A 26,589-nucleotide genomic window follows, 5' to 3' on the forward strand; every position below is an offset into this window, starting at 1 on the left:
GTATGACCGTGCTCGACAACAGGGTGGTGACCGAGCCCTCCGACCAGGAGGCCGCTGATCCCCGGGATCCCCAGGTCCGCCTGGCGTCCCTCCTCGACGAGGGGTCGATCCGGCTGATCACTCCGCAGGACCGCAGCGGCGTGCTCGCCGCGATGGGCCGTGTGGAGGGCGTGCCGGTCGTGGTGTTCTGCAGCGACGCCCGCGTCCAGGGCGGCGCGATGGGCAGCGAGGGCTGCGAGCACATCGTGCACGCCTACGACGTCGCGGTCCGCGAACGGGTGCCGGTCATCGGCGTGTGGCACTCCGGCGGAGCCCGTCTCGCCGAGGGCGTGGAGTCCCTGCACGCGGTGGGCCGCGTGTTCGCCGCGATGACCCGCGCCTCCGGCGTGGTGCCGCAGCTGTCGGTGGTGGTCGGCCCCGCGGCCGGCGGCGCCGCCTACGGCCCGGCCCTGACCGACATCGTGATCCTCGCCGACGAGGGCCGGATCTTCGTCACCGGGCCCGACGTGGTCCGCAGCGTCACCGGCGAGCAGATCGACATGGCGGCGCTCGGCGGCCCGGAGCCGCACAGCAAGCGCAGCGGTGTCGTGCACGTGGTCGCCAAGACCGAGACCGACGCCTACCTCCAGGCCCGCCGCCTGGCCGTGCTCCTGGGCCACCAGGGCCGCATCCGCACCGAGGTCGACGAGGTCGACTTCTCCGACCTGCTCCCGGAGAGCGCCCGCCGCGCCTACGACGTCAAGCCCCTGGTCAAGGGATTGCTCGACGAGCCGGGTGTGGAGCTGCACCCCAAGTGGGCGCCGAACGTCGTCACCACGCTGGGCCGGCTCGGGGGCCGGACCGTCGGGGTGATCGCCAACAACCCGATGCGCCTGGGCGGTTGCCTGGACGCGGCCTCCGCCGAGAAGGCCGCCCGGTTCGTCCGGATGTGTGATGCCTTTGGTGTTCCGCTGGTCGTCCTGGTGGACGTCCCGGGCTACCTGCCGGGCGTCGGCCAGGAGCACGACGGCGTCGTCCGGCGCGGAGCCAAACTGCTGCACGCCTTCGCCGAGGCCTCGGTGCCGCGGGTCACGCTGGTGACGCGCAAGGCGTACGGCGGCGCCTACATCGCGATGAACTCCCGCTCCCTGGGCGCGACCAAGGTCTTCGCCTGGCCGACCGCCCAGATCGCGGTCATGGGCGCGGTCGCCGCGGTCCGCATCCTCAAGCGCCGCGAGCTGGCCGCGGCCCCGGAGGAGGAGCGCGCCGCCCTGGAGACCAAGCTCGCCGAGGAGCACGAGGTCCTCGCCGGCGGCCTCGACCGGGCCATCGAGCTCGGCGTGGTCGACGAGGTGATCAAGCCCGAGGAGACCCGGGGGGCCATCGCCCGGCTCCTGGCGCAGGCCACCCCGGCTCGCGGCGCCCACGGCAACATCCCTCTCTGAGCCGCCCCGCCGCCCGCTCGGCCGGGCTCATCGGCACCCATCGAGGACCGCCCCGCACGGGAGTTCCGTGCGGGGCGGTCGTCGTCTGCGGGGCGCCGGGCTCCACGGGCCGGGGAAGCCGGCGGGCGCGGGTGCCGTACCGGGAAGGCGTCGGAGGCGTCGGGAGACTTCGGGAGGCTCCGAAAGGCGCTGCCGCCGGGAGGGGGCGGAAGGGCTCAGACGGCGGCGTGCAGCCAGCGGACCGGCGCCCCCTCGCCCGCGTAACGGAACGATTCAAGCTCCTCATCCCACTGCCGGCCCAGCATCCGGTCCAGCTCTTCCTCCAGCACCACTCTGCCCTGGCGTGCCAGCAGCATGGCCGAACGCAACCGGTCCTCAGGGATCATGATGTCACCGTTGGCCCCGATCACCGCCGTGAAGGCGCCCAGGGCCGGGGTGTAGGCGTGGCGGGACCCGTCGGCCTCGGGGGAGGCGTCCTCGGTCACTTCGAAGCGGATGCGTTGCCAGCCCATCAACGATGAGGTGATGGCCGCGGCGGTCCCCGGCCTGCCCTGCCATTCGGCCTGTGCGCGCACATGACCGGGCGCGGCGGGCTGGGGCGTCCACGTCAGGTCTACAGGCACGCCAAGGACGCCCGCGACCGCCCATTCAATATGAGGGCACAGCGCGGGCTGAGCCGAGTGGACGTAAAGCACGCCACGAGCAGACACCGGACCTCCCGTTTCGTACGAGGTGCGCCTTCCCCAACGGCCTCGTCCGCGGATGATCACAAGTGACTGTAGGAGAGACTACCGTCGGTTGTGACATCACACCAGAGGGCGGTCATACCAAGATGGCGCTTCCCGTGCGCGCACCGGACGGGCGGACCTGGATTTCACCATCCCATCCCGGGAACGTCGTGCGGTTTTAAGTTTTGTTCGATCAGCTTCTCGAACGGAAGGTAAAACTCAGAATCTCACCACGTGCACTGCGCCGCAGCACGTCACAACGGGCGCAGGTGCTCGATCGTGGCGCGTCGGGGCGAGCCGCCGTCCGTGCCGCCTCCGGCGGCTCTGCCGGAGGCGGCGGGATCGCATCAGGCGACGGCGGTCCCCTCAAGCTCGACCATCAGGCCGGGGATCGCCAGCCGTGTCACTCCGAGCATCGTGGTGGACGGCGCCACCCCGGCGGCGCCCAGCCGCGACGCCAGCACGCCGTAGTGCTCGAAGAGCCGGTCGACGTCGGTGGTGTAGACGTTGAGCCGGACGAGGCTCGCCAGGGACATGCCGGCCTCGCCGAGCACGGCCTCCAGGTTGTCGAGGCTCAACGCCAGCTGCGCCGCCATGTCATCGGCGTGCTGGGGCTTGCCGTCGCCGCTCATCGCGGTCTGCCCGGAGCAGTACAGGGTCCGGGTGTGTCCGGAGACGACCTCGCCCTGGTTGTAGCCCAGCTCCACCGACCAGGGCCACGGGTTGACCGCCGTCCGCTCCATCGTCATATCAGCTCCATTCGATTCACCGGCGTCGCGTACGCCGGCCGGTCCGGTAACCGCCGTCTCTCCGGCGGCATTGATCAGCCTCCCGGCAAATCACGACATCCTGTGTCGTGTATCTCGATAGAGTTTTCGCATGCGCGCCGACCGTCTGGTCTCACTGGTGCTGCTGCTGCGACGGCACGGCCGGCTGTCCGCGACCGCGCTGGCCCGCGAGCTGGAGGTGTCCACCCGCACCGTGCTGCGCGACATCGAGGCGCTGTCCGCGGCCGGCGTCCCGGTCTACGCCGAACGCGGCCGGCACGGCGGTTTCGCGTTGCTGCCCGGTTTCCGGACCGAGCTCACCGGGCTGAACCGCGACGAGGCCCTCGCGCTGCTGGTCGCCGGATCACGGCGCGGCGCGCAGGCGTTCGGTCTCGGCTCCGCTCTCGCCTCGGCGATGCTCAAGGTGGTCGACGCGCTGCCCGAGAGCTATCGCGGCACCGCGGCCGGCGCGGCCGAGCGACTGCTCATCGACCCGGAGACCGACCTGCTGTCACGACGGCTGGCCGCCGAGGAGGCGCCCGACGCCATAGTGGCCGAGGTCCTGCGCGCGGTGGTCGCCGGACACAGGCTGCGCATCCACTACGCGGCCGCGGGCCAGAGCCCGCAGTGGCGCACGGTGGACCCGATCGGCCTGGTCACCGTACGCGACCGGGGCTACCTGCTGGCCACGAGGTCCGGCGCGGACCGCACCTACCGGCTGTCCCGGATCCTGGCCGCCGAGGAGCTCGCCGAACCCGCGCAGCGACCGGACCGGGTCGATCTGGACCGGGCCTGGCAGGAGCGCAGCACGCGGTTCCGGACCGGCGGCGAGCAGGTCGCCGTACTGGTAAGGGTGGCCCCGGCGCGACGAGAGGACCTGGTGGGCACCGCGCTGGCCGTCCGCGCCGAAGAGGCCGACCCGGACGGCCGGCTCCGGATGGAGGTGACCTTCCAGGACCCCAGGCACGCCGAGTGGGCGCTGTGGCAGCTCGGCACGGACGCCGAAGCCCTGACCCCGCAGTGGTTGCGCACCGCCCTGCGCGACCGCGCCACCGCGATCGCCACCCGCTACGGGATGCCGCCCTGAGATACGGAGATCGGCGCCGGGACGCCGCGACCCCGGCCGTGCCTCCACGCGCGTCCCCGGCCGTGTCCCCAGACGGACGTGGCGGAAATCCGGAAGTTCCGCGTCCCCCGTCATCCGTATGCGGCATCGTTCGGAAAGAAAAATCTCAACGAGCACCGGACCGGAGGACACATGGACGCCGACATCGAACGGGTCCAGCCCATTCCGGGCTCGCCCGCTCTGATCAGGCCGGGTCAGCTGCTGACCGACGCCTCCGGGGCGCAGGCCGCGTCCCGCTGGGCCGCCGCGGTGACCGAGGCCGACGGTGTCTTCCGCTTACGGCTCTCGCCCGGCGTGGACGTCTGCGACCTGGTGATCACGCTCCGGGACCGGGGCCACCGGGCCTCCGCCAACCACGTCCTGCGGGGCCAGCCTCTCTTCTTCGGAGGCCCCGCCTCCCGGCCCTTCCCGGCCGATCCGATCCCCGCACCGCCGGCCGGTGAGGGCCACGTGACCGTGGCGGTGCCCGACACCGGCGTGGCCGCGCACCCGTGGTGGCGGGAGAGCCCCTGGTTCCGGGGAGGCGGTCACGACGCGCCGGAGTCCCCGGACTCCGACGGCGACGGCGAGCTGGACGCCCAGGCGGGGCACGGCACGTTCATCGCCGGGCTGGTCCTGCGCTCGGCCCCGGGCGCGCGACTGCGCCCGATCCGGGTACTGGACGGCCACGGCATCGGGGACGAGGCCGGTCTGCTGCGGATCCTCGCCCGGATGCGGGACTCCCCACCGCAGGTGCTCAACCTCTCCTTCGGCGGCCACACCTTCGACGACCTTCCCTCTCCCCTGGTACGGACGGCGGTGGAGGAGCTGACCGGCACGGCGGTGGTCGCCTGCGCGGGCAACACCGCCTCGGACCGCCCCTTCTGGCCGGCGGCGCTCCCCGGAGTGATCGCCGTCGGCGCCCTGGACGCCGCGGAGGAGGCCCGGGCACCGTTCTCGGCGTACGGCCCGTGGGTGGACGCCTGCGCGCGGGGGGAGTGGCTGTCCAGCACCTTCCTGGCGCACGGGGCCTTCCGCGGCTACGCGCGGTGGAGCGGGACCTCCTTCGCCGCCGCCGCGGTCAGCGGCGCGATCGCGGCGGCCGCCGCCACGACGACGCCGCAGGAGGCGGTGGCCCGCGTGCTGGATCCGGAGCACGCCCGGCGGATCCCCGGGCTGGGAACCGTCGTGCCGATCCGACGGTAAAGTGTCACCCAGAGTAATGCCATGGACACGGTGTGCACCTGATGTGATCATGGAGGACCGGGTGATCGACCGGCACACGATCGACGCCGTCCTGGCCGGCGACCAGGCGGCCTGGGACGCGATGGTCAAGCGGTTGAGCCCGCTCGTCTGGTCCGCGGTCCGCGCCTACGGCCTGGGCGCGGCGGACGCGGCCGACGCGGCGCAGGGGGCCTGGCTGCGGCTGGTCGAGCATCTGCCCGGCATCCGCGATCCCGAACGGATCGGCTCCTGGATGTTCACCACCGCCAGACGGGAGGCGTCGCTCCTGCGCAGGCGCAACCAGGACGAACGGCTGGTCCCCGAGCCGGTCGAACCGGACGACCGGGTCGACGCCGGGCACGCGCACGCCGACCCGGCGCTGGCCGTGCTGACCGCCGACGAGGGACGCCGCCTCTGGCGGACCGTCGAGAGCATGCACGAGCCCTGCCGGTCCCTGCTGCGCCTGATGGCGCAGGCCCCCGACGCGGGCGTGCGCCAGCTGGCCGGCCGTCTGGGCATGCCCACCGGCAGCTACGGTCCCACCCGGGGCCGCTGCCTCGACCGGCTCCGCGCCATGCTCGCCCCGGAGGGCATGCCGTGACGCCATGCCCTCCCGACACCATGCCCGCTCCGGAGGCCGCCCCGTGACGCCGCAGCCTCCTGACGACGAGGCCCTGATCGCCGCTCTCCGCCTGGCGTCCGGGAACGACCCCGTGCCCGAGCACGTCTCGGCCGCCGCCCGGGCGGCCTTCGCCCTCCGGCTGCCCGGCGCCGCCATGGCCCGGCCGGTCGCCGTGCCCGCTCCGTCCGGCGTACGCTCCGCCGAGCGGGCCCGTCTGATCCGCTTCGACGCGGGCGACCTCGTCCTCGACCTGGAGATCGACCCCGCGGACGGGCTCCTCGACCTGGCCGGGCAGCTCCTCCCCCACCCCGGGCCGGACGCCCGGGTCGAGATCCGCACCCCCCGCCTGACCGAGTCGCGCGCGCTCTCCCCCGCGGGCCGCTTCGCCGTGACCGGCCTGCCTCCCGGCTGGTTCAGCGTGGTCTGCCACCGCCCGGGCCGTTCCCCCGTCGCGACGGTCTGGACCCGGATCCGGCCTTGACCGCCGCCCCTCACGACCTCGCCGGTCCCACAGCCGACCCTCCTGACCGCACCGCCGGCCTCCTTTCCCCCGTCCGCACCGCCGAACGCGCCGTCCGCCTGGCCGCGGGTGACCCGGCCGCCTCGCGGGATCTGGCGCGCTCCGTGCTGGCCGCGCTGGGACCCGCCGCGCCGGGCCCTCTGGAGCCCGCCGTACTGGACGCTCTGGAGCCCGCCGGAGGATCGGGAACATGCCTCGGGACGGCCCGCGCGGGCTCCGGTTCCGAGGCGGAGGCGAAAGCAGGAACGGAGGCGGAAGCGGGGGCGGAGGCTGCCTCGGTCGCCTACCGGGCGCTGGCCCTGGCCGCGCGCGAGCTGGGCGACCTGCCCCTGGCCGAGGAGCACCTGGACCGGGCCGTGGGCATCGCGCTCGCGGCCGGGCTGCCGCACCGGGCGGCCCAGGCCCGGCTCTCGCTCGTCGCCGTCCGGGCCGAGCTGGGCCGGCCCCTGCAGGCCCTGACCGTCGCCGCGGAGGCCGAGCCGTACCTCGCACCGGACGAGGTGGCCAGGCTCGGCGTGAACCGGGCGGCGGCCCTGATCCGGCTGGGCCGCCACGAAGAGGCGATCCGCCACTGCGACGGCGCCGAAGGCCTCCTCGACGACGATCCCGGCTTCCTGGCCGGAGCGATGCTGAACCGGGGACTCGCCCGCATCTACCTGGAGCGGTTCGCGGCGGCCGAGGCCGACCTCGCACGGAGCGCGGAGCTCGCGCGGGCGGCGGGGCTGGAGCACGTGCTCGCGCTGGCCGAGGGCAACCTGCCGTTCCTGGCCGCGCGGCGTGGCGACCTGCCCGCGGCGTTCACCGCCTACCTGCGCGCCGAGCGGAGCCTGTTCGGTTGCCCGGAACGGCTGGCCACGGTCCGCTGCGATCTCGCCGGGGCGCTGATCGACGCCCATCTGCCCGGCGAGGCGCGGGTGCTGCTCGACCTCGCGGTGCCGGAGCTGGCGGCGGCGGGCGCGGAGACCGCGCTGACGGAGGCCCGGCTGATGCTCGCCCGGGCGCAGCTGCGCGCCGGTGACGCCGGCTGCGCGCTCGACAGCGCGCGGTCGGCGCGGGCGGAGCTGACCCGCCAGGGGCGGACGGCCGAGGTCCCGCTCGCCACCGAGATCATCCTGCGCGCCCGGCTCCACCTGGACCCGCCCGGTGCCCCCTCCCCCGACCGATCACATCCCGCGCGGGAACCGGCCGGTGATCCCCCCGCCGGTGCCATCTCGGACGGTGCCATCTCGGACGGCGCGCGCCTGCTCGCCGAGATGGTGGCGTGCGCGGCCGACCTCGACGGCGCCGGTCATCCGTCGGGCCCCCTCCGTCTCACCGCCGCGGAGCTCGCGCTCCGCCTGGGTGACGGCCGTACCGCGGACGAGCAGTTCGGCCGGATCGCCTCCGCCGGGCGGGGAGCGGTGGCCCGGCACGCGGTCGCCCTGCGGCGGGCGACGGCCGGAGACCGGCGCGGGGCGCTCGCGGCGATCCGTGCGGCACTGGCCGAGGTGGGCGCCGACGCGGCGCGGCTGCGGGATCCCATGGTGCGGGCGCACGCCGTACGGGCCGGTGAGCCGCTGGCCGCGCTCGGCCTGTCCCTCGCGCTGGAGACCGGCCGGGGTGAGACGGTGCTGGCCTGGGCGGAGCGGTGGCGGGCGGTCGTACGCGGCGGAGGGCGGCCGTCCGCCCCCGATCTCGGGGAGCTGCGGGCGGCTCTGGGCGACACCGCGCTGGTGGAGTTCGTCCGGGACGGCGACGGCCTGATCGCCGTGGCCGTCACCTCCGACCGGATCACCCTGCGCCGGCTGGGCTCCTGCGCCGCGGTCGCCGAGGCGACGGTCAGGCTCCGGTACGGCCTGCGCCGGGCGCACCTGAGGGACGGCCCCGCACCCGGCGCCGCCGGGGAGGCCGCGTCGGTGGAGCGGCTGGTCCTCGGCCCGTTCCTGGACGGGCTGGGCGAGCGTCCGCTGGTGATCGTGCCGGCCGGGGTCCTGCACACCCTGCCCTGGCCGCTGCTCCCGGCGAACGCGGACCGGCCGGTGACCGTCGCGGCGAGCGCCGCCGCCTGGCTGGCCGCGCGCCGCGCGCACGCCGTACCCGGCGCGGGGACCGTGGTGGTCGCCGGACCGGGGGTGCGGTGCGCGGAGGCCGAGGCGGACATGGTCGCCGCGCACCGCCCCGGGACCGAGCGGATCGCGGCGACACGGCCCGCGGTCACGGCGGCGCTGGAGCGGGCCGCGGTGGCGCACCTGGCCGCCCACGGCACGTTCTGCGCGCACAGCCCGCTGCTGTCCGGCATCGACCTCGACGACGGCCGGCTCATGGCCTACGACCTGCTCCGGCTCCGCCTGCCGCCGGCCCTGGTGGTCCTGTCGGCGTGTGAGACGGGCATGGCGCGCGCGCCGGCCGACGGGGCGCCGCTGGGGCTGGCCGGGACGTTCCTGGACCGGGGGGCGCGGTGCGTGGTGGCGGGTCTGGTACCGGTGCGCGACGAGGAGACCCTGACGCTGATGACGGCCTTCCACGGCCTGCTGGCCGCCGGTCACCCGCCCGCCCGGGCGCTGGCCCTGGCGGGCCGGAGCACCGGGCTGGGCGGGGTCGCCGGATTCGTCTGCTTCGGGTACGGCGATCAGCCCGTGGCGACCGGCCGGGAGGGGTCGGCCACCCAGTTGGACCAGGACCCCACGTAGAGGGCGGCGGGGATGCCCGCCACCTCCAGGGCCAGCACCTGGTGGGCGGCCGTCACTCCGGAGCCGCAGTAGGTCCCCACGTCGACGCCGGGGACCGCGCCGAGCGTGTTGAACCGCTCGCGGAGGAACTCCGGCAGGTGGAAGCGGCCGGAGGGGTCCACGTTCTCTCCGGTGGGGGCGCTGACCGCGCCGGGGATGTGCCCGGCGACGGGGTCGATCGGCTCGACCTCGCCCCGGTAGCGCTCCGCGGCGCGCGCGTCCAGCAGCAGGCCGTCGTAGGCCAGCTTCGCGGCCGCACCGGCGTCGAGCACGGGCATGCCGCCCGGGCGCGCGGTGAAGTCGCCCGGCGCGGGATCCGGCGTGTCCGTGGCGAGGGGGCGACCCTCGGCGCTCCAGGCCCGCAGCCCCCCGTCGAGGACCCGGACGTCGGGATGGCCGAAGTAGCGCAGCATCCACCACGCGCGGGCCGCGGCCGTGGAGTCGGCCTCGTCGTAGACGACCACGGGCCGGGAGCCGCAGACGCCCAGGCGGCGCATCGCCTCCTGGAAGCGGCCGGCCTCCGGGAGCGGGTGGCGGCCCTCGGGCCCGGGCGGGGCGGCGAGGTCGGCGTTCATGTCGCAGAAGACCGCGCCGGGGATGTGCCCCTCGCGGTAGGACTCGGCCCCGGGCGGCCCGCCGAGTCTCCAGCGCACGTCGAGGACGGCGGCGCCGTCCAGCGCGGCCAGGTCCGCGGGTGTGATCAGCGGGCTCATCGGGTGCTCACCTCCAGCATGGGGACGTACTGCTCCTCGGGGGTCAGCGAGCCGTGGTAGCCGATGAACGACGACTCCTTCGGCTCGGTGACCGAGGCGGTGATGACCGCGTCGCCGGACGGCACGGCGATCACGTCGCCGATCCTCGGCAGCCACTCGTCACGCACCCTCGGGCCGAACCAGCCGGAGGCCACGGCCTCCTCCCGGGAGACCACCCACGCCTTGCCCGCCAGCAGGTCGCGCCAGGTCTCCAGGACCGCCCCGGCGGCTCCGGGGGCGGCGTAGACGTGCCGCGCCCGGGCTTCGCCGCCGAGCAGGGCCACGCCCTCGCGCAGGGCGGGGACGGCGTCCACGTCGATGCGCCGGGTGGCGTTGATCATGCCGTGGTCGGCGGTGACGTACATCGCCGAACCGGGCGGCAGGAGCCCGGCCAGCCGCTCGGCCATCCGGTCCACCCGGGCGAGCTGGTCGAGCCAGGCGTGGCTGCCCCAGCCGTGCTGGTGCCCGGCGGAGTCGAGGTCGCCGTAGTAGACCGTCACGTGGGCGCGGGGCTCGGCCAGCGCCCGGCGGACCCCCTCGATCCGGTCGTCGATCTCGTCGGCGCCGACGAAGCGCACGCCCCGGTAGACGGCCTCGTTGAACCCGGTGCCCTCGAAGGAGGCGGGACCGACGTAGCTGACCGCGACCCCGGCCGCCGCCGCCCGTTCGAAGACGGTCGGGGTCGGCTGCCACTCCTCGGGCGGGATCGGCCCGCCCGGGCCGTCCCAGCGCAGGCAGTTGAACAGGTAGTCCCGGCCGGGCACGGCGACCTGGTAGCCCAGCATGCCGTGCTCGCCCGGCGGGAGCCCGGTCCCGAGCGTGCCCAGGCTGGTCGCGGTGGTGGCGGGGAAGCCCGCGGTCAGGACGCGGCCGAGCCGGGCCGCCAGGAACGGCGCCCGCGCCGGGTAGGTGAGCAGCAGCTCCGCTCCCAGGCCGTCGACCAGGAACACCAGGACCCGCTGGGCGGGGGCGAGGCCGAGCGGGTTCGCGCCGTCGCCGGACTCCACGCCCAGCACGGCCAGCAGCGAGGCGGACAGGTCGGCGAGTGAGGCCTCGCCGTACGCCGGTACGAGGGGGGTCATGAGGCGTTGCGGGCGGTGGCCTCCGACAGTGCCTTGGCGAAAGCCAGCACGTGGGAGACCGCCTCGGGTCCGTCGGCCGCCTCGCTCACCCGCAGGGAGAGGTCGTCGGCCGTGATGGCGCCGGTGTAGCCGTGGTCGGCCTCGCAGTTCTCGTCACCGCAGGTGGCGGGCTCCAGGTCGACGTGGGAGATGGCGCCCCAGCCGATGGTGAGCGTGACCTCGGTGGGCGGCACGCCCGGCACGTAGGAGGCGGGGTCGGGGACGACCCGGGTCACGGCGACGGACTGGATCCGGCTCAGGCGCACGGCCTCGGTGGTCGTGGAGGCGTGCGCGGCGGAGACCCCCTCCACCGCGGGATGCTCGTCGGTGTGGCAGACGAGCAGCCGGGTGGGCGAGAGCACCAGCACGGTCACGTGCCTGCGCACCTCCATGGCTGGGTCGAACGTGGCCTCGTGGTGCACCACGTAGGCGTTCACCTGCTCCTTGCCCAGGGCGGATTCGACCGCGTCGGCGACCAGGTCGGGGTAGTAGCCACTGCGGTCGATCGCGTCGCGCAGGCCGGCGGACGGGAGTCGGGTTTCCCTCATGGGTCCATCCTGCCCTGTCCGGGGTGACGGTTTCATCCTGAGCACCACTCGGTGCGGCACCGCCGGCCCCGGACCGCCCGTCAGGCGAGGCCCACCAGTGAGGTCCGTCAGCTGAGGCCGTCAGGTGAGATCCGTCAGGTGAGATCCGTCAGGTGAGGCGGCGCGGGCCGTCGTCGGGCCGGGGCCCCTCGGGACTGCGCAGGACGGCGCGCGCGCCCAGCACGATCACCCCGGACTCCCCCACCAGCACCGGGTCCAGATCGAGCCGCGCCACCTCGGGCAGGTCGTCGGCCAGCTTCCCGACCCGGGCCAGCAGGTCCTCCAGCGCCTCGACCGCGACCGGCGGGTAACCGTACTCGCCGAACAGCAGCGGGGCCGCGCGGGGCGTCCGCACCAGCGCCGCCGCGTCCTCACGCGTCAGCGGGGCGAGCCGGTACACCTCGTCGCGGAGCAGCCGGGCCGTCACCTCGCCGAGCCCGAAGGCGACGACGGCCCCGAACGCCGGATCGTCCACGACGCTCACCACGGTCGGCACCGCGGGCTGGGGCACCATGCGCTGCACCGCCAGCACGGCGTCCGGCCCGAGCTGGCGCGTCAGGTCGGCGAAGGCGTCCCGCACCCCGTCGGGCCCGGCCAGGCCCAGCCGGACCGTCCCGGCCCGCTTGGCCGCCTCCGGGTCGGCGGCCTTCAGCACCACCGGCCAGCCCAGCCGATCGGCCGCCGCCACGGCCTCCTCCGGCGTGGAGACCACCTCGGCCGGCCAGACCGTCAGCCCGTAACGGGCCAGCAGCTCCGACGCCTCGACCTCGACCGGGACGTGCTCCCCGGGGATCCCCCGCAGCGGACCGGCGTGCGGCGGGTTCTCGATCGTCCGCTCCACGAACTCCCGCGCGGCGGCGGTGTCCACGTCGCCGATCTCCACCGGCGTCCCCGCGGGCTGCTCGCGCCAGCGCGCGTACCGCACGACGTGGGCCAGGGCCCGGACCGCCTCCTCCGGCGCCGCGTAGGACGGGATCGACCCCTGCTCGGGTGCCGCGCCGGCGCGCAGCTCGGGCGGCATGCCGAGCTTGCCCTCGAAGGTGGTCAGGACCGGCTTGCCGCTCTCCCGGGAGACGCGCAGCAGTTCGGCGGCGACCTCCGCGGCCCGGCCCGGGATCGGCGGCATGTAGATCGCGACGACGGCGTCCACCTCCGGCAGCAGGGAGGCCAGGGCCGTGCCGAACTCGGCGGCGCCGGCCCGCGCGCCGAGGTTGATCGGCGGACGCGGTTCGAGACCGGCCCGCACGCAGGCGTCGACGGCCAGCAGGGCCAGCGCGTCGGAGTTGCTCACCAGGCCGACCCGGGGCCCGGCCGGCAGCGGCTGGTAGGCCAGCAGCTGCGCCACGTCGAACTGCTGGATCAGGTCGTCCACCCGGATCACCCCGGCCTGCTCGAACAGCGCGCTGAGCGCGGTGTCGGGCAGGCCGAGCACGGGGGCGGCGTGACCGGTGGGCACGCCCTGGGTGGTGCCGCCGCTCTTGACCACCACGATCGGCTTGCGCCGGGAGATCCGCCGGGCCAGGCGGGCGAACTTGCGCGGGTTTCCCAGGGACTCCAGGTAGAGCAGGATCACGTCGGTGGCCGGGTCCTCCTCCCAGTACTGGAGCAGGTCGTTGCCCGAGACGTCGGCGCGGTTGCCCGCCGAGACGAACGAGGAGATGCCCATGCCCCGCTGGGCGACCCGCTGCAGCAGGGCCGTGCCCAGGGCGCCCGACTGGCTGAAGAAGCCGACCCGGCCCCGACCGGGGATGGTCGCGGCGAGGGTGGCGTTCAGCCGGACCGCGGGGTCGGTGTTGGCGATGCCGAGGCAGTTGGGACCGACGACGCGCAGGCCGTACGCGCGGGCGATGCGGACCAGTTCCTTCTGGCGGGCCCGCCCCTCGGGCCCGGTCTCGCCGAACCCGGAGGAGACCACGACCAGCCCGCGCACGCCCTTCTCCGCGCACTCCTTCACGACGTCGATCACCGCGTCGGCCGGTACGGCGAGCACGGCGAGGTCCACCTCGCCGTCGATGGCCGTGACGTTCGGGTAGGCCCGCACCCCGGCCACCGCCCGCGCCTCGCGGTGGACCGGGTAGACCGGGCCGGTGAAGTCCGCGCCGAGCAGGTTGCGCAGCACCGTCTGGCCGATGCCGCCCGGGTCCCGGCCCGCGCCGACGACCGCCACCGAGCCGGGGTTGAGCAGCCGCTCGATGGAGCGGGCCTCGGCCCGGTGCTCGCGGGAGGCGGTCACCGCCTGCGAGGTCTCGGTCGGGGTGAGGTCGAGGGTCATCCGCACGACGCCGTCGGCGAAGCGGCTCTGCGCGGTGTAACCGGCCTGCTTGAGCACCGCCATCATCTTCTGGTTGGCGGGCAGCACGTCGGCCACGAACTTGGCGATGCCGTTCTCCCTGGCGGTCTCGGCCAGGTGCTCCAGCAGCACCGAGGCGACGCCGCGGCCCTGGTGGGCGTCCTCGACGAGGAAGGCCACCTCCGCCTCCCCCGGCTCGATCCGGTCGTAGCGGATCACCGCCACCATCTCCGTGCCGATCGTGGCGATCAGCGCGACCCGGTCCACGTAGTCGACGGTGGTGAACCAGGTCACCTCCCGGTCCGACAGCCGGGGCCGGGGCCCGAAGAAGCGGAAGTAGATCGACTCCTCGGACAGCCGCGAGTAGAAGGCCCGCAGCCGATCCGCGTCGGCGGGCTTGATCGGGCGCACGTGCGCGGTGCCCCCGTCGGACAGGACGACGTCCGCCTCCCAGTGGGCGGGATACTGAGCATCCACAGTCCCGAGAGTAGACGCGAATCTCACATGTGGGATCAGCCGGGCGGATTCACGCAACGCTTGTGCATCGACTACGACCCGGTCTTCGATCCGAGCCCCATTCCCTGGCCGGAAGCTGTTAGGTTTTTGACGGCTTCATAAGCAGGTCGGCCTCAAGGCAACAAGGTGGTGACATCATGACGCGGGTGGTCGTGGTGGGCGATCTCATGACCGACGCGGTCGCGCGGGCCCGCTACCCACTGGCGAGAGCCAGCGACACACCGGCCATCGTCACGATGCACGGCGGCGGGTCCGGGGCCAACATCGCCTCCTGGCTCGCCGTGGAGGGCGCGGAGGTGGCCTTCATCGGCCGCCGGGGCGCCGACATCACCGGCCGCAACCGCGACATGGAGCTGATGGGGTACGGCGTGGACGCCCGCCTCGTCATGGACCCCGAGCGCCCGACCGGCACGTGCGTCGTGCTCGTCACGCACAAGGGCGAGCGCACCATGCTCTCCGACCCCGGCGCCAACGCCGCCCTGTCCCCCGAGGACCTCCCCCGGGACCTGTTCACCCAGGGCGGGCACCTGCACGTCTCGGGCTACACCCTGATCAACGAGGGGTCCCGGGAGGCCGGTCTCGCGGCCCTGGAGATGGCCCGCCGGGCCGCGATGTCCATCTCGGTCGACTGCTCCTCCTCCGCGCCGCTGGAGCGCACCGGGGCCGAGCCGTTCCTGGAGTGGACCCAGAACGCCAAGCTGCTGTTCGCCAACGGCGACCAGGCCAAGGTCCTGACCGGCCGCGACGACCCCGAGGCCGCCGCCAAGGTGCTCACCGCCTGGTTCCCTCAGGTCGTGATCAAGCTCGGTGCCGAGGGCGCGATGTGGTACAGCGCCAGCAACCGCGGCGAGCCGGTCCGCGCCCCCGCCGAGCCGGTGGAGCGCGTGGTCGACGGCACCGGCGCGGGCGACGCCTTCACCGCGGGATTCCTCCCGGCGTGGCTGGAGGGCAAGCCCCCGGCCGAGTCCCTCGCCGCCGGCAACAGCCTGGCGTCCAAGGCCCTGGCCCACCTCGGCGCCCGCCCGCGCCTCTGAGGCCCCCGGCCGGGCCCGCCCCGGCGCCCGGCTCCGTCCCCGTCTCCGGACCGTCAGGCGGCCTTCCCGCCGATCACGTCCAGCGCGCCCGTGGGCGCCCGGCCGAGCAGCGCGCGCAGATCGCCCGCCGTGCCGTCCATGAATCCGTGCGCGATCGCCGAGTACGTCCCCACCAGCATCGGCACCTGGAACGGCGCGGCGCCGGAGGCCGCGACGCGCTCGCGGGCCTGCGCCATCGTGCCCGGCGTGTAGACCGCGCCCAGCGCCTCGGCCAGTTCCGCGCCGCCGACGGCCTCCTCGCCGACCAGGTCGTACACCCTGCCCGCGTGCGGCGCCGGGTCCAGGGCGACCCGGCACGCCGCCTCGGCCAGGTCCCGGCGGGCCACCGCCGCCAGCTTCCCCCCGCCCAGCGGCGCGGTGATCCGTCCCTCGGCGTCCGGGGCGGCCAGCCACGCGAGCAGCTCGGCGTACAGGCCGTTGCGCAGGACGGTCCAGGCGGCCCGGCCGGAACGCAGCCGCCGCTCGGTCCAGCGGTGGGGCAGCGCGTACGGCAGGTGGTCTCCGGCGGAGGCCAGACTGGTGTAGACGATGTGCGCCACCCCGTCGCGCTCCGCGGCGTCGATCACCGCCCCGTGCCGGGTGATCACCACGTCGTCCTCGCCGTACCCGGCCGAGATCAGCAGCAGCGTGGCCACGCCGGTGAAGTCCAGGCTCGCCGGATCGTCGAAGTCGATCCGGCGCTCGCCGTACTGCGGATCCCTGCTGGCGAGCACCGCATCCGCACGCCCGGCCAGCCCCGCCGCGATCAGTTTGCCCAGCGCGCCCGAGACGCCCGTCACCAGAAGCATTCTCATCCCCCTTAGGGTGGTTCTCCTGGAGAACCACCCTGGCGCTTCCAGCCGCGCCCGCGTAAGGAGGCACATTCATGTCAGCCACGCACACAGCGGTAACCACCCCCGAGCCGGTCGTCTCCTGCGCGGAGGACTGCGGCATCCGCGACGTGCTCGACCGCATCGGCGACAAGTGGTCCGTGCTCGTGGTCGTGGAGCTGGCCCACGGCAGACGCCGCTTCCGTGAACTCCTGCGCGCCGTCGACGGCATCTCCCAGCGCATGCTCACCCTGACGGTCCGCCGCCTGGAACGTGACGGGCTGGTCAGCCGCACCGTCTACCCGACGGTCCCGCCGCAGGTGGAGTACGAGCTCACGGCCACCGGCCACAGCCTCACCCACCTGCTCAAGGCCCTCGCCGACTGGTCGGCCGAGCACCGCGAGACCATCGCCGGATCCCGTCGCCGCTGGGACGCCGAGAACCCCGGCGCCGGCATCCACTGACACCGCCGCGACGGCAGCCGACCGGCCGGTCACCCGCTGTCGGCAGTCCGCCGTCCTCCCGGGTCCGGGGAGCCCACGGAAATCATTCGCCGCCGCCCGCCCGCCGTTCCTAGGGTCACCCCATGGAGATCTCATACGAATGGCGTGGTCACTTCGGCAACGGCGAGGTCAACGCGCTGCACGCGGAGGGCTTCGAGCACGCGCTCCTCGAAGACGACTGGTGGGCGCAGGTCAACCGGCACAGCCTCGGCTGGGTCTGCGCCAGGGAGGGCGGCGAGCTCGTCGGCTTCGTCAACGTGGCGTGGGACGGCGCCATCCACGCCTTCATCCTCGACACCCTCGTGACGGAGAGGTGCCGGCGGCACGGGGTCGGGACCGGGCTCGTCGCCGTGGCCGTCCGGGAGGCCCGCGCCGCCGGGTGCGAATGGCTCCACGTCGACTTCGACGACCATCTGAAGGACTTCTACTTCGGCGCGTGCGGGTTCCAGCCGACGAACGCGGGCCTCATCGCCCTGTAGGCGGTCCACGGGCCGGATCGGGTACGTCCGGGCGGCCCGTCGGCCCCGGGACGCGCCGCCCCGGGACCATGCCCGGCACGCGGCGGGCACACCCGGGGCGGTGGGATCACTCTCTGCGGCCGGCCGAGCCTCTGTCCGCCTCGTCCGCATTCACGTCGGCCCCCTCGCCGGTCGTCTCGCCCAGGCCCGTCGCGCCGGGCGGCATGCCGGAGCCGACGCCGTGCGCCCGGTCGGCCGGATTGCTCTCCGCGTCCGGATAGGACGTCTCCAGCACCGAGCCCGCGCTGCCGACGGCGTCCTCCATCCGCTGGTCGGCGGGCAGGTCGGACTCGGAAGCCCAGCTGTCTTCACGTTCGGTGTCGCTCATGGCACTCCCCTACCCCGGCGGTCACGCTTCTACCGGGGCCCCGATCAGGGCGTACGGCGCGCGGAACGCTAGCTCGTCACCGCCAGGGCCAGGGGCAGCACGGCGGGGGCTCCGGCGTGGCGGAGCAGGGCGGCTCCCAGGGTCATCGTCCAGCCGGTGTCGACGCGGTCGTCCACCAGCAGGACCGGGCCGCCGGCCGCGGCGACCGCCGGGCCCAGGGCCGAGGGCATGGCGAGGGTGGCCCGGACGGCCTGGACCCGCTGGGCGCTGTTGAAGCGCCGGGCGGGCGGGCCCGACCGGTAGCCCAGGTCGCCCAGGTAGGACAGCCGGCCCACCTGGGCCAGCCGCTCGGTCAGGCTGCGGACCAGCTGGGGACGGGTGGCCGAGGGCACCCCGACCACGGCGACCGGGCGCTGCTGCCACTCCCAGGACGACAGCACCGCGACCACGGCGGCGAACACGTCGTCGGGGACCGGGCCGTCGGGGGCGCCGTCGGCGAGCAGGCCGCGTAGGCGGTTGCCCCAGCCGATGTCGGTGAGGCGGCCCAGCGCCCGGCCGGGCTCGGCGCCCAGCTCCGGCTTGATCCGTCCCTTGAGGTCGCTCAGCCCGGTCGGCCACTGCTTGCGCGTCTCGATCTCCACGCCCGGCCGGTGCAGGCTCCGGGTCGCGCGCTCGACCGCCTCCGCCTCGACCTCGGGCGAGCGGTGCACGCCGGTGCAGTTGTCGCAGCGCCCGCAGGGCGCGGCCGACTCGTCGTCCAGGAGGTGGCGCAGGAACTCCTCGCGGCAGCCGGTGGTGTCGAGGTAGTCGAGCATGGCCTTCTGCTCGGCCTCGCGCGCGGCCGCGACCCGGGCGTAGCGATCGGCGTCGTAGGCCCACTCCTCGCCGGTGGCCTCCCAGCCGCCCCTGACCCGGCGGACCGCGCCGTCCACGTCGAGGACCTTGAGCATGGTCTCCAGGCGGGTGCGGCTGAGATCGACCCGGCTCTCCAGGGCGGCGGTGGACATCACCCCGCCCTCGGCCAGGGCGTCCAGCACGCTCCGCACGACCGGCTCCGGCGGGAAGGCCAGCGAGGCGAAGTAGGCCCAGATCTCGCGGTCCTCGGCGCCGGGCAGCAGGATCACCTCGGCCCGCTCGACCCCGCGCCCTGCCCGGCCGACCTGCTGGTAGTAGGCGACCGGCGACTGCGGGGCGCCCACGTGGACCACGAACCCGAGGTCGGGCTTGTCGAAGCCCATGCCCAGCGCGGAGGTGGCGACGAGAGCCTTGATCTTGTTGTCCAGCAGGGCCTGCTCGGCGGCGAGCCGCTCGGCCTGCTCGGTCTGGCCGGAGTAGGCGGCCACCTCGTGCCCCTGCTCGCGCAGGTAGGCGGCGATCTCCTGGGCGGCGGCCACGGTGAGGGTGTAGACGATCCCGGAGCCGGGCAGCTCGTGCAGGGTGCGGGCGAGCCACGCCAGGCGCTGCTCGGCGCCGCGCAGCCGTACCACGCTCAGGTGGAGGCTCTCGCGCTCCAGCGGCCCGCGCAGGACGAGCGTCTCGTCGCCGAGCTGCTCGGCGACGTCACGGGTGACGCGGGCGTTGGCGGTCGCGGTGGTCGCCAGGACCGGCACGCCCTCGGGGAGGTTCTCGAAGAGCGTGCGCAGCCGCCGGTAGTCGGGGCGGAAGTCGTGGCCCCAGTCGGAGATGCAGTGCGCCTCGTCCACCACGACCAGGCCCGCGCTCTCGGCGAGCGCGGGCAGGACCTGGTCACGGAAGTCGGGGTTGTTGAGCCGCTCGGGGCTGACCAGCAGCACGTCGACCAGGCCGTCGGCGACCTGCCCGTAGATCTCCTCCCACTCCTCGGGGTTGGCCGAGTTGACGGTGACCGCGTGGATGCCGGCCCGCTCGGCGGCGGCGATCTGGTTGCGCATCAGGGCCAGCAGCGGCGAGACGATGACGGTCGGTCCCTCGCCCAGCTCGCGCAGGAGCGCGGTGGCCACGAAGTAGACCGCCGACTTGCCCCAGCCGGTGCGCTGCACCACGAGCACCCGGCGCCGGTCCATGACCAGCGCCTTGATGGCCGACCACTGGTCCTCGCGCAGCCGCGCGTGCTCTCCGGCGAGCGCGCGCAGCCTTTCGGCGGCCTCTTCCCGCAGCATCAGCTCTTCGCTCACCGGTCCTTGTTATCAGGTCCCGGTGACGGTTTCGCCTCGACGCCGGATTTCAGCTGTTGCGGTACTCGGGGTCCAGGTGCTCGGGGAAGGCGTTGATGGTGACGCGGTGCATGCGCCGCCGCTCGGTGTAGTCGGCCACCGCGTAGTGCTGGGTGCTGCGGTTGTCCCAGAAGGCCAGGGTGCCCGGACGCCAGTTGAGCCGGACCTGGTACTCGGGGGAGCGGATGTGGTCGATCAGGTACGGCAGCAGCGCCTCGTTCTCCCTGTCGTTGAGCTGCACGAGCCGGGTGGTGGAGGCGCGGTTGACGAACAGCGCCTTGAGACCTGTCTCCGCGTGCACGCGTACGACCGGCCGCTCGATCGGCGGCCATTTCGCCTGGATCTCGGCCAGGTCGAAGTCGTGCCCCTTGGAGATGGCCTTCTTCATGGAGGCCGTGATGTCATGGACGGCGGTGAGTTCCTCGCAGAGCCGCTGGATGGGCGGGGAGAGGGTCTCGTAGGCCAGGCAGGCGTTGGCCCACAGGGTGTCGCCGCCGACGCTGGGCAGCTGGACGCAGCGCAGCAGCGAACCCATGGGCGGGATCGGCTCGAAGGTGTTGTCGCTGTGCCATTCGTCGCCGCCCTCGCCCTTGGGGTCGGTCTGGTCGAGGACGTGGATGGCCGAACCGCTGTCCTTCTTGAAGGCCGGATGGTTGATCGTGCCGAAGTTCTCCGCGAAGCGGATGTGCTCCTCGTCGGTGATGTGCTGGTCCCTGAAGAACAGGACCTTGTGCTTCAGCCAGCCCTGTCGGATCTCGTCGACCTCGCCCTGTGACAGCGGCTTGCGCAGGTCGACGCCGGTCACCTCGGCGCCGATGTGCTTGGTCACCTGCTTGAACTCGATCATGTCCGGACGCTCCTCCGTCGGTGGCCGCATGCCGGTCACGGAGGCGGCGAGGCCGCGCGTGACCGGTTGTCCCAAGCGGAGCCCGACCGCGCCAATCAAGCAACCGCTTGGTCAAGCATATGCCCGAACCGCATCCCGGGAGAGAGTGACGTAGGTCACTCGGAGGCGAGAGTCCCCTGCGCGGATCGCCGGGTCCGTGCCGTCCGGCGGGACCGGACGGCACGGACCCGGCCGGGGCGGAGGGACGGCGGGGAAGACCCCTCAGATCTCCTCAACCGATCCGCACTCCCCCTCCTTCATCGGAGCCGACTCCTCGCCGTAGGCGTCCGTCACCGGGCCGTCCCCTTCTCCCTGCAGGCTGAAGTCGGGCCGCAGGAAGGCATCGGTGGAGTCGCACCGTATTCCGGCGCTCCACGCGTCCGCCGTCTCGCCGTCCCAGTTCCGGAGCCTGCCCTTGGGCCTGTCCCGCCAATACAGGTGGTGCGCCTTGATGTAGCTCATCACCCGGACGATGGGACCCGGCCTGCCCGCGGGCCGTACCGCGTAGACGAACCGGGCCTCGTAGTCCACCCGCAGCTCCGGGTTGCCGTCGGCGTCCTTGGCCGCCGCCGGGGAGAGCTTCCCCTGCACCTTGATCACGTCACCGACCAGCTCCGTCGTCCCCGGCGCGAAGCTGTTGACCCATCCCCGGGTGTCCTTCTTCGGATCCTTGTGATCGAGATCTTTCAGGAAGGTCTTGCGCTGCTCCGGATCGAGCAGCGCGGCATAGGCGTCCGGCTTCCCGCCGAGCAGCGTCTGCCGGTCGAGGTAGGCGGCCTGCAGCAGGCGGCTGCTGGTCTCCATGGCCGCGCGGACGTCCTTGGCGGAGAAGCTCCCCACGGCCCCGGCCTCGGGGATCACGATCCCCGAGGCGCCGTCGGCGAACTTCTCCGAGGGCGAGCCCCTGAAGGGCGCGTCGGCGGCGATCACCGTCGGGTCGGCCATCTCCCCCAGGACGCTCCCGGCCATCCCGCAGCCCGTCAGCGTCCCCGCGAGGCACACCCCCGCGATCGTCATCATCATTCCGCGTTTCAGCATGGCGGGATATTAGTGACAGATCATCCAGCCCTCCGTGCAGCCGGGTTCCCGGGCCGTGATTTCATGAGGGCCACTATGGACGTCACCACCTGGTATCTCGAGCAGACCTCCCCCGCCGACCTGATCCCCGCCAAGCCTCCGGCGATCGAGCTGGACATCGTCCGCGCCGAGATCCCCTCCCCCGAGCTCAACCGCTTCCTCTACACCGCCGTCGGCGGCGACTGGCAGTGGACGGAGCGGCTGCCGTGGACCTGGCGGCAGTGGAGCGAGTGGCTCGGCCGGGGCGTGGAGACCTGGGTCGCCTACCACCGCGGCACGCCCGCCGGATACGCCGAGCTGGTCCCGCAGGACGGGGCGGCGGTCGAGGTGGCCTCCTTCGGCCTCGTGCACTGGGCGATCGGCAAGGGCGCGGGCGGACACCTGCTGGAGTTCTGCACGGCCCGTGCCTGGGACCTGGCCGAGCGTCACCCGGACCGCGAGCCGACCCGCCGGGTCTGGCTGCACACCTGCTCCCTCGACGGCCCGGCCGCGCTCCCGGCGTACAAGGCGCGGGGGTTCCGGATCTACGACACCAGGCTCAACGTTCCCGGCGACGAGGACGAAGGCGTCACCCCTGGTCCCTGGCCCGGGGCCGGTCCGCGCGTCCTCCGGTGAATCACCACCCCATACCCCCACATAACGGTCCGTCCTCACGGTGAAGTCGCGGGCACCCTCCAGACTTCGGCAGAATGTTCGACATGGCCCGACGGACGACCACACCCCCGCCTGACGAGGACTTCGAGGAGCGGATCGTCGATATCGACGTGTCCGCGGAGATGCGCACCAGCTTTCTGGAGTACGCATACTCGGTGATCTACCAGCGCGCGCTGCCCGACGCCCGCGACGGTCTCAAGCCGGTGCAGCGCCGCATCCTCTACTCGATGAGCGAGATGGGCCTGCGGCCCGACCGGGGACACGTCAAGTCGTCGCGGGTCGTCGGCGACGTCATGGGCAAGCTCCACCCGCACGGTGACACCGCCATCTACGACGCGCTGGTCCGCATGGCGCAGCCGTTCTCGATGCGGCTCCCGGTCGTCGACGGGCACGGCAACTTCGGCTCCCCCGACGACCTGCCCGCCGCGATGCGCTACACCGAGGCGCGCCTGGCCGCCGCGGCCATGGCCATGGTGGAGTCGATCGACGAGGACACCGTCGACTTCAAGCCCAACTACGACGGCCAGGAGACCGAGCCCACGGTCATGCCGTCGGCGTTCCCGAACCTGCTGGTCAACGGGGCCACCGGCATCGCGGTCGGCATGGCCACGAACATGGCGCCGCACAACCTCGTCGAGGTGATCGCCGCCGCCCGCCACCTGATCAAGAAGCCGGACGCCACCCTCGACGAGCTGATGCAGTTCGTCCCCGGTCCCGACCTGCCCACCGGCGGCATGATCATGGGGCTGGACGGCATCCGCGACGCCTACGCGCGCGGCCGCGGCACCTTCCGGATGCGCGCCACGTGCGCGATCGAGCAGGTCAGCCCCCGCCGCAAGGGCATCATCGTCACCGAGCTGCCGTTCAACGTCGGTCCCGAGCGGGTGGTCACCAAGATCCGTGAGCTGGTCACCGCCAAGAAACTCCAGGGCATCTCCGACCTGAAGGACCTCAGCGACCGGCACCGGGGCCTGCGCCTGGTCATCGAGATCAAGAACGGCTTCATCCCCGAGGCCGTGCTGGAGGAGCTCTACCGGCTGACGCCGATGGAGGAGAGCTTCGGCATCAACAACGTGGCCCTGGTCGACGGCGAGCCCCGCACGCTGGGCCTGCGCGAGCTGCTCCAGGTCTACGTGGACCACCGCCTCGACGTGGTCCGCCGCCGCTCGACCCACCGCCGCAGCAAGCGGGAGGCCCGGCTGCACCTCGTCGAGGGCCTCATCATCGCCCTGCTCAACATCGACGAGGTCATCCGGATCATCCGTTCCTCCGACGACTCGGCCCAGGCCCGCCAGCGCCTGATGGAGACGTTCGAGCTCTCGGAGATCCAGGCCAACTACATCCTCGACACCCCGCTGCGCCGCCTGACCCGCTACGACAAGATCGAGCTCGACCGGGAGAAGCAGACCCTGCTCGACGAGATCGCCGAGCTGACCGAGATCCTGTCCTCCGAGACCCGGCTGCGCAAGGTCGTCTCCGGCGAGCTCGCGCAGGTCGCCAAGACCTACGGCACCCCCCGCCGCACGGTCCTGCTGGAGTCGTCGGGAGTGGCGAAGAAGGCGCCGGTCGCGCTCGAGGTCGCCGACGACCCGTGCCTGGTGCTGTTCTCCTCCACCGGCCTGCTGGCCCGTACGGCCGACGCCACCCCGCTCCCGGGCGAGGGCAAGCGCACGACCCACGACGTGCTGGTCTCGGTGGTGAGGAGCACCGTCCGGGGCGAGGTCGGCGCGGTCACCAGCGAGGGCCGGATGATCCGCGTCCAGGTGGTCGACCTGCCGACGCTGCCGCCGTCGACCGGCCTGCCGTCGTTGTCCGGCGGCCATCCCGTCTCCGAGTACGTCACGCTGAACCCCGGCGAGACGGTCGTGGGCATCGGATCCCTCGACCCGGACGGGCCCGGCCTGGCGTTGGGCACCGCGCAGGGCGTGGTCAAGCGGGTCGTGCCCGACTACCCGCCCAACCGCGACGAGTTCGAGGTCATCGGGCTCAAGGACGGTGACACCGTGATCGGCGCGGTGGAGCTCGCCTCCGAAGACCACGACCTGGTCTTCATCACCTCCGACGCGCAACTCCTGCGCTACCCGGCCTCCGTCGTCCGGCCGCAGGGCCGCCCGGCGGGCGGCGTGGCCGGCGTCCGTCTGGACGACTCGGCCCGGGTCATCTGGTTCGGCGCCGTGGACCCGGCCCTGGAGTCCCGGGTCGTGACGATCGCCGGATCCTCCACCGCCCTGCCCGGCACCCAGATCGGCGGGGCGAAGGTCTCCGACTACGCCGAATATCCCCCCAAGGGCCGCGCCACCGGAGGCGTGCGCGCCCAGCGGTTCCTCAAGGGCGAAGACGTGCTGCTGCTCGCCTGGGCGGGTCCCGGCCCGGCCCGCGCCGTCTCGGCCACCGGCAAGCCGGTCCCGCTCCCGGAGGAGCTCGGCCGCCGCGACGGCTCCGGCGTCCGCCTGACCCACACCGTGGCCGCGGTCGGCGGCGCGCTGGGCACGACCGTCGGCGTGCCCTCCGACGAGTCCGGACCCGCCGGGGAGCGTGAGGAGTAGCACCCCCGCGGGGACGCCCTCCATAGGAGGCCGTACGGGGCGCATACAGCCCCGTACGGCCTTCCCGGCTGGGGGGAACCTCCGGCGCCGACAGGCCGCTCTCAGGACTGCTGAGACCTCAGGGCAGGCAGAGGCAGAAGGGGTGACCGGCGGGGTCGAGGAAGACCCGGAAGTCGTCGTCCTCGCTCGGCTGGTGGGTGTGCTTGACCGCCCCGATCGCGAGCACCTCGGCCTCGGCCTTGTCCAGGTCGTCCACCCTCAGGTCCAGGTGGACCTGCTGGGGACGGTCCGGGTTGGGCCAGTCCGGCGGCTGGTGGTCGGGCGCCTGCTGGAAGCAGATCCGTACGGGCCCTCCGTCGGAGAGCGTCACCCAGTCGTCCTCGACATTGGTGATCTTCCAGCCGAGGAGCTCGCCGTAGAAATCGGCGAGCCCCTTCGGGTCGGGACAGTCGAGGACGACGGACCGTATCCGTGCGATTGCCATGATTCCTCCCATCTGAGACACCACTGAAGGCTCTATGACGGTGTTCCGATCATCTCAATGGGAGACTGCCCCAGCCGTGCACGGACATGCGGGCGCCCCTCAGACCGGTGAGCCGTGGAGGGCGGCGGCCATCGCGGCGAGCAGCTGCCGAGGCTCGCCGGTCTCCCAGAACCGCACCAGCTTGGCGATCCCGTCTCCGGGCTGGAAGTCGCCGAAGCCGTGCGGGCCGAAGCGTCCCGCCGCCGCCAGCGCCTCCAGGAACGGGTCGTCATCGGCCAGCGTCTCGACATAGGCGGTCGCGTCGAGCAGCGCCAGTGCCGAACGCGCGTTGCGTCCTCTGTCGCGGACCTCCACCCGGTCCAGCTTTCTTCTGGCTTGCTCGCGCAGATAGCCGGCCAGGGATTCGCTCCTGCTCATGACTCTCTCCATGTGATTGCTTTGCGTCACGGCATCATTACGCATGGCGGGTGATGATCGCGCGATCTTCTGCAACTTGGCCGCCGACGGCCCCCCGGAAATATCGATGAAACGGGTATGGGGGATCATTAACGGGACGATTCCGCCGACTGAGAGGTGTACCAGGTGACCGCCTTCGACGATCTGCTGGCCGCCAACGAGGAGTTCTCCGCCACGTTCACGAACGCGGAGCTGACCGGGAGGGCAGCTCGCGGACTGGCCGTCGTCACGTGCATGGACTCCCGCATCGACCCGCTGGGGGTGTTCGGCCTGAAGCCCGGTGACGCCAAGATCCTGCGCAACGCCGGGGCCCGCGTCACCGACGACGTCCTGCGCACCCTCGTCCTGGCGGTCACCCTGCTGAACGTGAGCCGGGTGCTGGTCATGCCGCACACCGACTGCGGCATGGCGAAGGTCACCGACGACGACGTGCACCGCCTCGCCGCCGAACGGGGGGTGGACACCCGCAGCCTGGAGTTCCACACCGTTCCGGACCAGGACGCCGCCCTCCGGCACGACCTGGTGCGGATCAGGACCAGCCCGTTCCTTCCGCAGGGCATGCCCGTGGGGGGCGCCATCTACGACGTGCGCACCGGGAAGATCCTGCCGGTCGAGCTGTGATCGCCTCGGCCGTACGGCGGCCGCCGGGCGCCTCAGCCGCCGGATGCCTCCCCTTCA

At 73.3% G+C, this 26,589-nt stretch carries 25 protein-coding genes; 12 read left to right on the top strand and 13 right to left on the bottom strand.

Features of this window, described 5'->3' with window-relative positions:
* Window positions 1–2 precede the first annotated feature (2 nt).
* A complete protein-coding gene (locus IEZ08_RS13455; protein ID WP_068925404.1) occupies window positions 3–1,424 on the top strand; it encodes an acyl-CoA carboxylase subunit beta in 1,422 nt (473 codons plus the stop codon).
* Window positions 1,425–1,639: 215 nt separating this feature from the next.
* Here IEZ08_RS13455 and IEZ08_RS13460 read toward each other — a convergent pair whose 3' ends face one another.
* Together IEZ08_RS13460 and IEZ08_RS13465 are read right to left on the bottom strand one after the other, a co-directional pair.
* Window positions 1,640–2,134: a DUF3145 domain-containing protein gene (locus IEZ08_RS13460; RefSeq protein ID WP_068925406.1), complete on the bottom strand. Its 495-nt coding sequence runs from the start codon at window positions 2,132–2,134 to the stop codon at window positions 1,640–1,642.
* Between the two features lie 365 nt (window positions 2,135–2,499).
* On the bottom strand, window positions 2,500–2,895 hold the full coding sequence (locus tag IEZ08_RS13465) for a RidA family protein (RefSeq protein ID WP_068929014.1): 396 nt from the start codon (window positions 2,893–2,895) through the stop codon (window positions 2,500–2,502).
* Window positions 2,896–3,031: 136 nt separating this feature from the next.
* On the opposite strand from IEZ08_RS13465, the gene IEZ08_RS13470 reads away from it, so the two are divergent.
* The 5 genes from IEZ08_RS13470 to IEZ08_RS13490 all read left to right on the top strand — a co-directional run bounded on the left by IEZ08_RS13470 (window position 3,032) and on the right by IEZ08_RS13490 (window position 9,059).
* Window positions 3,032–4,006, top strand: coding sequence for a helix-turn-helix transcriptional regulator (locus tag IEZ08_RS13470; protein ID WP_068925408.1), 975 nt, complete (start codon window positions 3,032–3,034; stop codon window positions 4,004–4,006).
* Window positions 4,007–4,177: 171 nt separating this feature from the next.
* Window positions 4,178–5,230 carry a S8 family peptidase gene (locus IEZ08_RS13475; protein WP_068925410.1) on the top strand — a complete coding sequence of 351 codons (1,053 nt, stop codon included), beginning with the start codon at window positions 4,178–4,180 and terminating at the stop codon, window positions 5,228–5,230.
* Window positions 5,231–5,279: 49 nt separating this feature from the next.
* Window positions 5,280–5,849: an RNA polymerase sigma factor gene (locus IEZ08_RS13480; protein WP_229803085.1), complete on the top strand. Its 570-nt coding sequence runs from the start codon at window positions 5,280–5,282 to the stop codon at window positions 5,847–5,849.
* 43 nt (window positions 5,850–5,892) lie between these two features.
* Window positions 5,893–6,351, top strand: coding sequence for a hypothetical protein (locus IEZ08_RS13485; protein WP_084780501.1), 459 nt, complete (start codon window positions 5,893–5,895; stop codon window positions 6,349–6,351).
* The gene (locus IEZ08_RS13490; protein ID WP_189242234.1) at window positions 6,348–9,059 is read left to right on the top strand and encodes a CHAT domain-containing protein; all 2,712 of its coding nucleotides are present in this window, start codon (window positions 6,348–6,350) and stop codon (window positions 9,057–9,059) included. Before IEZ08_RS13485 ends, IEZ08_RS13490 begins: the two co-directional genes overlap by 4 nt.
* Here IEZ08_RS13490 and IEZ08_RS13495 read toward each other — a convergent pair.
* From IEZ08_RS13495 to IEZ08_RS13510, 4 genes are all read right to left on the bottom strand, one after another.
* Window positions 8,999–9,811: a sulfurtransferase gene (locus IEZ08_RS13495; protein WP_189242235.1), complete on the bottom strand. Its 813-nt coding sequence runs from the start codon at window positions 9,809–9,811 to the stop codon at window positions 8,999–9,001. The genes IEZ08_RS13490 and IEZ08_RS13495 overlap by 61 nt on opposite strands.
* Window positions 9,808–10,932: an alkaline phosphatase family protein gene (locus tag IEZ08_RS13500; protein ID WP_068925418.1), complete on the bottom strand. Its 1,125-nt coding sequence runs from the start codon at window positions 10,930–10,932 to the stop codon at window positions 9,808–9,810. Before IEZ08_RS13500 ends, IEZ08_RS13495 begins: the two co-directional genes overlap by 4 nt.
* On the bottom strand, window positions 10,929–11,519 hold the full coding sequence (locus IEZ08_RS13505) for a DUF5998 family protein (RefSeq protein ID WP_068925420.1): 591 nt from the start codon (window positions 11,517–11,519) through the stop codon (window positions 10,929–10,931). Before IEZ08_RS13505 ends, IEZ08_RS13500 begins: the two co-directional genes overlap by 4 nt.
* Before the next feature lie 148 nt (window positions 11,520–11,667).
* A complete protein-coding gene (locus tag IEZ08_RS13510) occupies window positions 11,668–14,325 on the bottom strand; it encodes a bifunctional acetate--CoA ligase family protein/GNAT family N-acetyltransferase (RefSeq protein WP_068925422.1) in 2,658 nt (885 codons plus the stop codon).
* Window positions 14,326–14,501: 176 nt separating this feature from the next.
* Between IEZ08_RS13510 and IEZ08_RS13515 the strand changes: the two genes are divergently transcribed.
* A complete protein-coding gene (locus IEZ08_RS13515; RefSeq protein ID WP_176728571.1) occupies window positions 14,502–15,398 on the top strand; it encodes a carbohydrate kinase family protein in 897 nt (298 codons plus the stop codon).
* Window positions 15,399–15,451: 53 nt separating this feature from the next.
* On the opposite strand, the gene IEZ08_RS13520 is transcribed toward IEZ08_RS13515, so the two are convergent.
* Window positions 15,452–16,252, bottom strand: coding sequence for a Rossmann-fold NAD(P)-binding domain-containing protein (locus tag IEZ08_RS13520; protein WP_229803086.1), 801 nt, complete (start codon window positions 16,250–16,252; stop codon window positions 15,452–15,454).
* A 71-nt stretch (window positions 16,253–16,323) separates the two neighbouring features.
* Between IEZ08_RS13520 and IEZ08_RS13525 the strand changes: the two genes are divergently transcribed.
* Window positions 16,324–16,731 carry a winged helix-turn-helix transcriptional regulator gene (locus IEZ08_RS13525; RefSeq protein ID WP_068925426.1) on the top strand — a complete coding sequence of 136 codons (408 nt, stop codon included), beginning with the start codon at window positions 16,324–16,326 and terminating at the stop codon, window positions 16,729–16,731.
* Between the two features lie 122 nt (window positions 16,732–16,853).
* Entirely contained in the window at window positions 16,854–17,249 is a 396-nt protein-coding gene (locus IEZ08_RS13530; protein WP_068925428.1) for a GNAT family N-acetyltransferase, read from the top strand.
* Window positions 17,250–17,355: 106 nt separating this feature from the next.
* Here the strand turns inward: IEZ08_RS13530 and IEZ08_RS13535 are convergent, their stop codons facing one another.
* From IEZ08_RS13535 to IEZ08_RS13550, 4 genes are all read right to left on the bottom strand, one after another.
* On the bottom strand, window positions 17,356–17,616 hold the full coding sequence (locus IEZ08_RS13535) for a hypothetical protein (RefSeq protein WP_068925430.1): 261 nt from the start codon (window positions 17,614–17,616) through the stop codon (window positions 17,356–17,358).
* Between the two features lie 68 nt (window positions 17,617–17,684).
* The gene (locus tag IEZ08_RS13540; protein ID WP_189242266.1) at window positions 17,685–19,754 is read right to left on the bottom strand and encodes a RecQ family ATP-dependent DNA helicase; all 2,070 of its coding nucleotides are present in this window, start codon (window positions 19,752–19,754) and stop codon (window positions 17,685–17,687) included.
* Between the two features lie 64 nt (window positions 19,755–19,818).
* A complete protein-coding gene (locus tag IEZ08_RS13545) occupies window positions 19,819–20,655 on the bottom strand; it encodes a TauD/TfdA dioxygenase family protein (protein WP_068925432.1) in 837 nt (278 codons plus the stop codon).
* Window positions 20,656–20,916: 261 nt separating this feature from the next.
* Window positions 20,917–21,732 carry a hypothetical protein gene (locus IEZ08_RS13550; protein WP_068925433.1) on the bottom strand — a complete coding sequence of 272 codons (816 nt, stop codon included), beginning with the start codon at window positions 21,730–21,732 and terminating at the stop codon, window positions 20,917–20,919.
* Between the two features lie 75 nt (window positions 21,733–21,807).
* Here IEZ08_RS13550 and IEZ08_RS13555 point away from each other — a divergent pair, with 75 nt between their 5' ends.
* Window positions 21,808–22,386, top strand: coding sequence for a GNAT family N-acetyltransferase (locus IEZ08_RS13555; RefSeq protein ID WP_068925435.1), 579 nt, complete (start codon window positions 21,808–21,810; stop codon window positions 22,384–22,386).
* An 83-nt stretch (window positions 22,387–22,469) separates the two neighbouring features.
* On the top strand, window positions 22,470–24,971 hold the full coding sequence (locus tag IEZ08_RS13560) for a DNA gyrase/topoisomerase IV subunit A (protein WP_068929018.1): 2,502 nt from the start codon (window positions 22,470–22,472) through the stop codon (window positions 24,969–24,971).
* 118 nt (window positions 24,972–25,089) lie between these two features.
* On the opposite strand, the gene IEZ08_RS13565 is transcribed toward IEZ08_RS13560, so the two are convergent.
* Entirely contained in the window at window positions 25,090–25,455 is a 366-nt protein-coding gene (locus IEZ08_RS13565; RefSeq protein ID WP_189242236.1) for a VOC family protein, read from the bottom strand.
* Between the two features lie 99 nt (window positions 25,456–25,554).
* Window positions 25,555–25,872, bottom strand: a complete 318-nt coding sequence (locus IEZ08_RS13570; protein ID WP_068925440.1) for a hypothetical protein — start codon at window positions 25,870–25,872, stop codon at window positions 25,555–25,557.
* 165 nt (window positions 25,873–26,037) lie between these two features.
* Here IEZ08_RS13570 and IEZ08_RS13575 point away from each other — a divergent pair, with 165 nt between their 5' ends.
* A complete protein-coding gene (locus IEZ08_RS13575; RefSeq protein WP_084781057.1) occupies window positions 26,038–26,532 on the top strand; it encodes a beta-class carbonic anhydrase in 495 nt (164 codons plus the stop codon).
* Window positions 26,533–26,589: the final 57 nt, after the last annotated feature.

Origin of the sequence: Planobispora rosea (genome assembly GCF_014648175.1) — a bacterium.
GTDB lineage: Bacteria > Actinomycetota > Actinomycetes > Streptosporangiales > Streptosporangiaceae > Planobispora > Planobispora rosea.

Bases quoted from the DNA above. Each gene is read 5' to 3' on its own strand.
- IEZ08_RS13505 (WP_068925420.1), bottom strand. From the start codon at position 11,519: ATGAGGGAAACCCGACTCCCGTCCGCCGGCCTGCGCGACGCGATCGAC.
- IEZ08_RS13525 (WP_068925426.1), top strand. From the start codon at position 16,324: ATGTCAGCCACGCACACAGCGGTAACCACCCCCGAGCCGGTCGTCTCC.
- IEZ08_RS13555 (WP_068925435.1), top strand. From the start codon at position 21,808: ATGGACGTCACCACCTGGTATCTCGAGCAGACCTCCCCCGCCGACCTG.
- IEZ08_RS13470 (WP_068925408.1), top strand. From the start codon at position 3,032: ATGCGCGCCGACCGTCTGGTCTCACTGGTGCTGCTGCTGCGACGGCAC.
- IEZ08_RS13475 (WP_068925410.1), top strand. From the start codon at position 4,178: ATGGACGCCGACATCGAACGGGTCCAGCCCATTCCGGGCTCGCCCGCT.
- IEZ08_RS13570 (WP_068925440.1), bottom strand. From the start codon at position 25,872: ATGAGCAGGAGCGAATCCCTGGCCGGCTATCTGCGCGAGCAAGCCAGA.
- IEZ08_RS13550 (WP_068925433.1), bottom strand. From the start codon at position 21,732: ATGCTGAAACGCGGAATGATGATGACGATCGCGGGGGTGTGCCTCGCG.
- IEZ08_RS13500 (WP_068925418.1), bottom strand. From the start codon at position 10,932: ATGACCCCCCTCGTACCGGCGTACGGCGAGGCCTCACTCGCCGACCTG.
- IEZ08_RS13560 (WP_068929018.1), top strand. From the start codon at position 22,470: ATGGCCCGACGGACGACCACACCCCCGCCTGACGAGGACTTCGAGGAG.
- IEZ08_RS13520 (WP_229803086.1), bottom strand. From the start codon at position 16,252: ATGAGAATGCTTCTGGTGACGGGCGTCTCGGGCGCGCTGGGCAAACTG.
- IEZ08_RS13465 (WP_068929014.1), bottom strand. From the start codon at position 2,895: ATGGAGCGGACGGCGGTCAACCCGTGGCCCTGGTCGGTGGAGCTGGGC.
- IEZ08_RS13540 (WP_189242266.1), bottom strand. From the start codon at position 19,754: ATGCTGCGGGAAGAGGCCGCCGAAAGGCTGCGCGCGCTCGCCGGAGAG.
- IEZ08_RS13535 (WP_068925430.1), bottom strand. From the start codon at position 17,616: ATGAGCGACACCGAACGTGAAGACAGCTGGGCTTCCGAGTCCGACCTG.
- IEZ08_RS13455 (WP_068925404.1), top strand. From the start codon at position 3: ATGACCGTGCTCGACAACAGGGTGGTGACCGAGCCCTCCGACCAGGAG.
- IEZ08_RS13530 (WP_068925428.1), top strand. From the start codon at position 16,854: ATGGAGATCTCATACGAATGGCGTGGTCACTTCGGCAACGGCGAGGTC.
- IEZ08_RS13515 (WP_176728571.1), top strand. From the start codon at position 14,502: ATGACGCGGGTGGTCGTGGTGGGCGATCTCATGACCGACGCGGTCGCG.
- IEZ08_RS13480 (WP_229803085.1), top strand. From the start codon at position 5,280: ATGGAGGACCGGGTGATCGACCGGCACACGATCGACGCCGTCCTGGCC.
- IEZ08_RS13565 (WP_189242236.1), bottom strand. From the start codon at position 25,455: ATGGCAATCGCACGGATACGGTCCGTCGTCCTCGACTGTCCCGACCCG.
- IEZ08_RS13495 (WP_189242235.1), bottom strand. From the start codon at position 9,811: ATGAGCCCGCTGATCACACCCGCGGACCTGGCCGCGCTGGACGGCGCC.
- IEZ08_RS13545 (WP_068925432.1), bottom strand. From the start codon at position 20,655: ATGATCGAGTTCAAGCAGGTGACCAAGCACATCGGCGCCGAGGTGACC.